This is a genomic window from Bacteroides sp. An269, from assembly GCF_002159755.1.
GTDB lineage: Bacteria > Bacteroidota > Bacteroidia > Bacteroidales > Bacteroidaceae > Phocaeicola > Phocaeicola intestinalis.
On the sequence record NZ_NFJG01000017.1, the window covers coordinates 42,691 to 48,737 of the forward strand.

The 6,047-nt window shown below is 39.8% G+C and carries 8 protein-coding genes; 3 read left to right on the plus strand and 5 right to left on the minus strand.

Features of this window, described 5'->3' with window-relative positions:
• Positions 1–8: 8 nt before the first annotated feature.
• From B5F71_RS05575 to B5F71_RS05585, 3 genes are read left to right on the plus strand one after another with little or no spacing between them, the layout of a single operon-like run.
• Positions 9–1,079 (plus strand): LPD29 domain-containing protein, encoded by a 1,071-nt coding sequence (locus B5F71_RS05575; RefSeq protein WP_087208346.1) that lies wholly within the window; start codon positions 9–11, stop codon positions 1,077–1,079.
• Entirely contained in the window at positions 1,076–1,408 is a 333-nt protein-coding gene (locus tag B5F71_RS05580; protein WP_087208347.1) for a hypothetical protein, read from the plus strand. The genes B5F71_RS05575 and B5F71_RS05580 overlap by 4 nt, the downstream gene beginning before the upstream one ends.
• A 4-nt stretch (positions 1,409–1,412) precedes the next feature.
• Complete coding sequence (locus tag B5F71_RS05585) at positions 1,413–2,114, plus strand: hypothetical protein (RefSeq protein ID WP_087208349.1); 702 nt, start codon at positions 1,413–1,415, stop codon at positions 2,112–2,114.
• 43 nt (positions 2,115–2,157) lie between these two features.
• Here the strand turns inward: B5F71_RS05585 and B5F71_RS05590 are convergent, their stop codons facing one another.
• From B5F71_RS05590 to B5F71_RS05615, 5 genes are all read right to left on the minus strand, one after another.
• A complete protein-coding gene (locus B5F71_RS05590) occupies positions 2,158–3,156 on the minus strand; it encodes a hypothetical protein (protein ID WP_143269852.1) in 999 nt (332 codons plus the stop codon).
• Between the two features lie 584 nt (positions 3,157–3,740).
• Positions 3,741–4,196 carry a hypothetical protein gene (locus B5F71_RS05600; protein ID WP_241148562.1) on the minus strand — a complete coding sequence of 152 codons (456 nt, stop codon included), beginning with the start codon at positions 4,194–4,196 and terminating at the stop codon, positions 3,741–3,743.
• Between the two features lie 13 nt (positions 4,197–4,209).
• Positions 4,210–4,476, minus strand: coding sequence for a hypothetical protein (locus tag B5F71_RS05605; protein ID WP_087208355.1), 267 nt, complete (start codon positions 4,474–4,476; stop codon positions 4,210–4,212).
• A gap of 41 nt (positions 4,477–4,517) precedes the next feature.
• Positions 4,518–5,180 (minus strand): hypothetical protein, encoded by a 663-nt coding sequence (locus tag B5F71_RS05610; protein ID WP_087208357.1) that lies wholly within the window; start codon positions 5,178–5,180, stop codon positions 4,518–4,520.
• A gap of 71 nt (positions 5,181–5,251) precedes the next feature.
• Positions 5,252–5,917, minus strand: coding sequence for a hypothetical protein (locus tag B5F71_RS05615; protein WP_143269853.1), 666 nt, complete (start codon positions 5,915–5,917; stop codon positions 5,252–5,254).
• Positions 5,918–6,047 lie beyond the last annotated feature (130 nt).

Below are 6,047 nucleotides of genomic sequence, written 5' to 3' on the forward strand. Positions count from 1 at the left end.
CTACAACTATGACTTATTTTCAGAACATACAATCACTGGCGGACCTGAAAAAGGAATACCGCCGTCTGGCAATGCTTCACCACCCGGACAAGGGTGGTGATACTGCCCTCATGCAGCAGGTGAACACCGAATTCGGAAAGCTGTTCGAGGTCTGGAAAGACAAGCCCTGCGTTTCCACAGCCCCGACAGGCTACGAACACGACTTTCAGGGTGCCACCGCAAAGGAATACACCGAATACGTGTACAATGAATACCGCTGGAAAGGGCGCAACTACAACGGGCAGTCCGCGCCGGAAATCACGGAACTGGTCAGGGCATGGCTCAAGGAGACCTATCCGAGATACACCTTCTCGGTCCGCAAGGACGGATACAGCTCAATCCTTATCCGACTGATGAAAGCAGACTTCGAGGCTTTCACCAGAGAGTCCGGAAAGGTACAGGGAGACATCAACCACTACAACATCCAGGCATCGGACAGTCTGACCGACCGGGCCAAGGAGGTGATGACAAACGTCAGGGATTTTGTCATGTCGTACAACTTTGATGAAAGCGACCCCATGACCGACTATTTCCACACCAACTTCTACCTCACGCTCGGAATCGGCAGCTACAGACAGCCGTACCGGATGGAACTGCCGAAGATTACGGGAAAAGACACTCCTGAAGTGTTCAGGTATCCTGAAGGACCTGCACACAAGGCTATGCGACAGGCACTGGGCAAGGCGCGTTTCGGCTTCATCGAGAGCCGGAAGCATATCGGGGAAATGATACTCGGAGAAGACTTTTACGGCTCACAGGGAGAACATTATTTCTGGCCCAAGGAGTATTCAAGCGCGAAGACGGCACAGAAACGCATCGGGAAACTGGAGGCAGCAGGAATGTGCTGCGAACTGACAGGCTGCAACGGCGGATACATACGTCTGCTCGGATATACCCCGGAAACGGAAAACAGTCTGGAACGGGAAAGGCAGGAATATGCCACGGCATACCGGAAGTGGGTGTCAGAACACGGCATATCCCCAAATACGGGAACAGTACACCAGAACATTTCAAATCCAATCAGACAGACACAATTATGACAAACAGGGAAATCATCAGAGAACTGAAACGCCGCGGATACAGCCGGGTGGACATTGATACGGACAGTAGAGCCGCAAAGACTTTCTACACCTACCGTGGCGGGCTTCACATCGACTGTACGGAAAACCTGTCATTCCATATCGTACCGCCACAGGACAGTCTCGGACTGGGACGGTTTGCAATATGCGCCACCCGGAACGGGGAAAGCTCACAGCTGGGGACAGACCAAGCCCCGTTCTTTTTCGAGCGGCTGTTAGCTTTCCTCAAAGGTGAGAGAAAAGAGAATGAGATAATAGATGAAATATGTACCGACAGAAAAACAGAATAGAAATATGAAAGCAAAAGTATTGAAATACAAGTTTGACGGCAACACCATCGTTGCCCCATACATGGAACTTGAGCCGTATGCGGAGAATGTATTTATCTCGCTGGCAAGAAAAAACGAATACGGAAACGAAAGTGAAGACAGTTTCCATGTGATCTGCAAGATAGGTGATGTCCATTTTTCCTGCGGACAGTATTCACGCAGAATACTTGACAAGGAGGGGCACCGTGAAGAAGCGTCAGCCTATTGCAAGAACTGGATTGAAAACACCCTGAAGGATGCGGAGAATGGAAAAATCATCCCCCTCTTGTCTGTTCATGTATTCAATGCCCTCGGTCTTGACTCCACTCCTTTGGTACAGGCTCGTGAGACGTATGCAAAAAGGCAGGAAGAAAAGCGTCTGGAACGGAAAAGAAAAGAAGAACTGGAAAGAAAGGAGAAAGAAGCCCGATGGCAACAATTGCTTGACGAGAACAAGCGGAAATTCCTGAATGGTGAGAAAATAACGGCAGAAAAGCTTCTTGAAATTACCGGTAGGGACGGATTTGACATCCATATCAGAACCAAAGGGACATTCAGCCGACATGTGGCAGCAATCGACCGGAACGGAACCGTCAGTTTCAGGAAATACAAAGGTCGCCGTACTCCCGACTTTACCGGATGCCATAAGGCTGTTGCAGACTATCTTGCATTTCTTGACAGAAAGTGAAAAATACCTGTGAACAGAATCATTTCCCACATTCTAAAATGTATCAGAATGTGGGAAGCCTTTTCCCGACATCAAGCGGAATATTTACCGAATGATGTCGATCCAGTGAATCCGAATAAAGCCGGACTCTTAGGGAGTCACCCGAAATGAGCTGTCTGAGAAACTTTCGCTGGTTTGTGGAAAGTGCAGACGGGGTAACCTGCCAGTGGGATTCCTTATGTCTCTGGAACATTGAGGCAACCGTATCCCCAAACAGTTTCTGAAATTCAGGATTCTTATAGACAAATATTCGTGAATTAATTATATAACGGTTGGATTCTTTTGGAAAAATGGATTCAGAATTACGCAAATAACTGCCTATAGAGTCTTTTTCAATCCTATAAAAAAGAACCAAACTCCATCCTTTGGTAGGATTTTCTTTTAATCTGTATCCGGCTTCATAAGCATAGCCATAATAAGAAGGATTAAATACATATATCCTTTGGGGGCTGTTATTCTGTATGACAAATTCGGCCGGAATTTCTATCCACATCAGTTTGTTCTCTTTGGAAGAGTAACCGAAAATAGGATATTGGGTCGTACAAGCTTGGATAATCTCATGCTCCCGAATCAGATTCTGCCGGATTATTCTTTTTATTGTTTCGGGAGAAAACATGGAGAATACAATCGGTTTTTTGGATAAGATACTGTATCCTACACTCTTGCTTTCCTGTTCCGTATTCAGTCTGTCTATGTTTTCTTCCCTGTATTCTGTTAAAACAAAATCATCGTATTTTTCTGAATAGCCAAATCGGGCATAGCCGATACGGAACAGAAAACCGTCGCAATACGGAATTCTGATTATAAATTCCTTGCCAGAGACTTCAATACCTATATCCTCTTCAATCGGACAGTTGCCAGACATTGGAAAGGCACTTTCTCCTGCCGCACTTCCATCCTTGGTAAGTTTCACATATGCAGCTGGCTTCTTTCCGCATTCTACCTTAGCAGAGTCCACTGATACGGTAAGTTCATAAACCTGATTGTTGATATGGATACTCACAGTATCTGTTTTGTTTTCACTGGCATATAAGAAAGAAGACCAAGCCATAAAAACAAACAGCAAGAAGTATCTCATATGCTTTGCAATGTTCTTTATATTATTCATCTTTATTGTTATTATCTGAGACATAGTCAATTTTCAGAAAACACTTATTTATACTTAATCTGCTTATCCACTTTCCCAAAATGCCATAAGATAGATATGTATGTAAAATAGATCAGGACGGATATTCCCATATAGATAAACGAGCGGTAAGGAAATAACTTCATATAAGAACCCCATAATAGAATTGGTATGATTACGGGAATTACCGCTGAATATTTTCTTTTAGTGAATTGTACTATTAGCATTCCCGTCAATAAAGTCAGGAACATGACTATTACACTTAATCGCAAAAGTATTCCTATTGAAATATCCATGTGTTCAATCGGTCTGTATATATTGACCAGACTGATGCAAAAGCAATACACCATGCAGAATATTATACTTAGTATGGCAGGTATATATTTTTTCATACCACTATTCATTTATAAAGGTTCTCAATCAATAGACATCGTTCAAAATATTTAAGAGAATGCCATCACCTACTTATCCGTTTGGAACTGCAAAATACGACGTAAACCATAACAGTATTCTGTCGTGCGTTGGTTTAGACAGCAATTGTTTTCATCCAGATAGACATCCAGCTTCCAAAAGCACAAATCCTCTTTATGAATGACATCTCCATAATTGTTTATGAAAATTGCCACTTCATCATCTTCTTGCCACTCCCATATATACGGCAACCTGTACTTTACTGTATGGTCTTTAATGTATAGCTTTTCTATGCTACCGTCTGTTCCTGATACCTTTCCCAGATATTTGCTCTCTTGTGGGCTATGAAAAACAATTGTCGGATGAAGTTCCCGATATAGCCATCCAAACAATACAAGAACCACTATAATGGCTATGATTATCATTTCTTTATGTCGTCTCAATCTTGCAGTCATTTTATATTTCTTGTTTTGTTGGTAAAAACCTTTCAGGGGAAATTCAGCCACTTGTTATCTGCCGTTATTTAGCTCGTTTAATATGTTTTTGAAGAAAACCGATCAAAAGATTTGCAATACATCCTAAAGTAAATCCAATGAATCCCCACAAATAAATAGCTAACCGTACATCATTGTGAGATAGTATTTGGGATATTATATCATAAAAAGACTCATCCAAAGGTGCAGTATCGCAATAATCGATAAAAGCATATAGAAGCACATATAAGCCACCCGTCACAAAACCTGCAACAGGGAGTAATATATGTGTTTTGTTTATTGTTACTTTCATCGTTTCTTTTGATTTATAATGTTTGGCAGCGTTCCGCTTGTTCAGTCGGTTTGCTGTTTGTTAGTTTGAAAATTATTTGATTCTTCGAAATATCGTAATACATTCTTATACCATCTTCCACATTTATCATTTTGATAATAAGATATAGCGAGTTCTTTAGCTTTTTTCTCATTACCAGTGATATAATACATCGCAATTATTATAAGGATAGAATGATATTTATAATTCCACCAAATATAGTCTTTATTATTCTCAAAATCCATAAGTATATCCTGGATTGTTGTTCTTTCATTAAGGAAACTTAATATTTCCTTGAATGGCATATTATCAAGATTAAATACATTTAGAAGATCATCTAATGATAACAAGTCAAACGATACAGCCCCTTTTCCAGAAATAAAACCTGAATTAATATTAAGAACATTTCCAACTTTCTCAAAATCTGTTTTGGCATCTATCAGAACAGAAGCCATCTTTTCAATTTTTGGCGAATTATAGAATAAATGAAAACTTATATAGCCTATGCCATTAGTGAATCGAGGATTAACAGAGGAATTGATAAGAATCGTTTGCTTGAAATCTCCTACTTTACGATGAAAACACATCTTAGATTTGTTCCAGCTGTATCCATGTTTAGACAAAGTTGAAATAACCCCTTGTTCTAATACATTTCTTATTGCTATTCGTAATTCTTCTGCTTTCATATTAAAAATCAAACTAATGTTTGTCAGATAATCGCTATTTCATAGGTGATTTATCTGTATGTTATCGAATTTTAATTTTGCCAAAACCCTCCTACAAGTTCAACCAACATACCATTTTCAAACTTACCATAAAAATAGATTATTCCATGGCAAAACGGCTCATTCCCTATGATTTGATTACGCAAATAGGAGCTTTCATCAAACTGCATGACAAATACATATTTGTCTTTATCTAACCATGTATAATAAGACGGCTCACGTTGGAGCATGGCTGGTGTTCCACCTATTTTATTACCCATTACAGGTTCCAACAATATTTTTCCAAGTTCGTCAACATCTTCCACTTCTTCCAAATCATTAACAATGCCCTTTGGAATTAATTGCTTGGACATAATATTCTTGTTACATATTTTTTCGTTGTTCCCTCTTATGCTTGGAGTATGCATAATACACTTTATTGGGAAGTGAGGATATATATTGTTTCTATTGTACAATTCAAAATCTTTAGGAATGAAAATGGAGACTTCATTATCAATAAGATTGGGAAACAAATCTACTCCTATACTGAAGTAGTAAACATATTCTTGTAGGCTATATTTCTCCATTATCAAATCATCGTCAAAATAACTTGGCGCATAACCACCAATTCTTGACCCTGTTTGTTTATCACGCTCAGATACAACAAATTGCAAAGACTTTTGTCTGCTTATAAAAATGTCATTATATAATTCTTTCATTTCCTCTTCATTTTTACATTCGATAATGGGATGCAGCTTGCCGCCGTTAGGTGGCATAGGTGCTTGTTAGTCGCATATTTAACTTTCACAAGTAATATCTAATATTTTTCCTTTATTGTCAGTATGTACT